The following is a 1,493-nucleotide window of genomic DNA, read 5'->3' as shown; positions in this document are numbered from 1 at the left end:
ATGTACCGTTAAGCCTTTCCCGCTCATCTCTGCCTTGATTTTCGGTTGTCTTTTGCTGTATTTTTTTGCTATATTCTTCATCGAAATGGTGAATCTCCTTTCAGGTGTTTTTTGTTATCAATATACTGCCGAATACCTTGGAAATCCTACCATTTCAATCCTATTCCTGCAACAAGGCTTTGCCTTGTTTGCAGGATTTAGGTAATACTTTGTTTTTTTTAAAAATTCCAACAATCTCGATGTTTGCCGTATATTGTAGAGGTGAATCATCTGCTATAAATTGTCATAAAAGCGTTCATACCCAAACTGGCAAATGCCTAGTTCATCGTTTCGTTAAAATGTGTACGTAAAAAAATGTCATTGCGAGTAGTGGAGCGACGAAGCAATCTCTTGTTCCCAAAAGACTTAAGATTGCTTCGCTGTCGCTCGCAACGACTGTATCAATGTAGGTATTTTAATGAAACGTTATACTAGCCCCTATTTTTGCAAAAAACTAAAGTTTAACAATTTGAGCCGAAATCCGTGGTTCCCGTCTGATTGAGCATGGCTAATGAATAATATTAAACAACTGGCATTAGAGGTTCTTCAAAACAATCGTGTGGCAGTATTTACTGTTGCTTATAATGCAGAGCAACATATCGAAGATGTACTGAATCGTATACCGAAATGGGTTGCAGAGAAATTAGCGGAAATCTATATTATTGATGATCGGTCCACCGACGACACATATAGCAAGGCACAGAATATTCAGTGGTCAGGAGAAATTGCTCCGCTACGAATTTTTCAAACACCTTATAATCAGGGGTATGGCGGCAATCAAAAACTTGGTTACAATTATGCCATCCAAAGAGGTTTTGATATTGTTGTACTTCTCCACGGTGACGGCCAGTATGCCCCCGAAAGCCTGCCCCATATATTAGCCGCTTATACAGAAAAAACAGACGCCGTTTTCGGCAGCCGTTTTTTGCAGAGAGGCGGCGCCTTGAAAGGCCGTATGCCGTTGTATAAATGGATAGGTAATCGGATTCTCACCAAAATACAAAACGCCTTGCTTAAGAGCCAGATGTCTGAAATGCATTCCGGCTACCGCTCTTACCGGGTATCAGCGCTTCGTAAGATTCCTTTTAATTATAATAGTCAGGGATTTGATTTCGATGCGGATATTATTGTGCAATTTCATGCCGCCGGTTTTAAAATAAAGGAAATTCCCATCCCAACGTATTATGGAGATGAAGTTTGTCGCGTAAATGGTGTAGCTTATGCCTGGAATTGTATTAAGACTCTTATTAAATATCGTTTGATGAATTACGAGATTTTTTATGACCCTAAGTTTGATGTAAGGGCGGATATGCAGTATCAATATACCACCTAAATCCTGCAAACGATTTTCGCAATGCGAAAATCAGTATTTTCCACTACCAAGATTGGCAAAAAGCGATAACAGATATCCGTTTTTTAGCAATTGTGGTAGCGCTATTGTACTACTTTAAACA

At 39.2% G+C, this 1,493-nt stretch carries 2 protein-coding genes; both read left to right on the top strand.

All coding sequences use genetic code 11. The annotated features are described in order from the left end of the window. Positions 1–205, top strand: a 205-nt coding sequence (locus QZT26_RS17600; RefSeq protein ID WP_295104050.1) for a hypothetical protein, incomplete at its 5' end; no start/stop codon positions are given. Positions 206–550: 345 nt separating this feature from the next. Continuing rightward, positions 551–1,372: a glycosyltransferase family 2 protein gene (locus QZT26_RS17595; protein WP_295104049.1), complete on the top strand. Its 822-nt coding sequence runs from the start codon at positions 551–553 to the stop codon at positions 1,370–1,372. Positions 1,373–1,493: the final 121 nt, after the last annotated feature.

This window comes from uncultured Candidatus Kuenenia sp. (genome assembly GCF_900696675.1).
In the GTDB taxonomy this organism is placed as follows: Bacteria; Planctomycetota; Brocadiia; order Brocadiales; family Brocadiaceae; genus Kuenenia; species Kuenenia stuttgartiensis_A.
The sequence above is the reverse complement of the archived record's forward strand: the minus strand, read 5'-3'. Positions and strand labels throughout refer to the sequence as shown.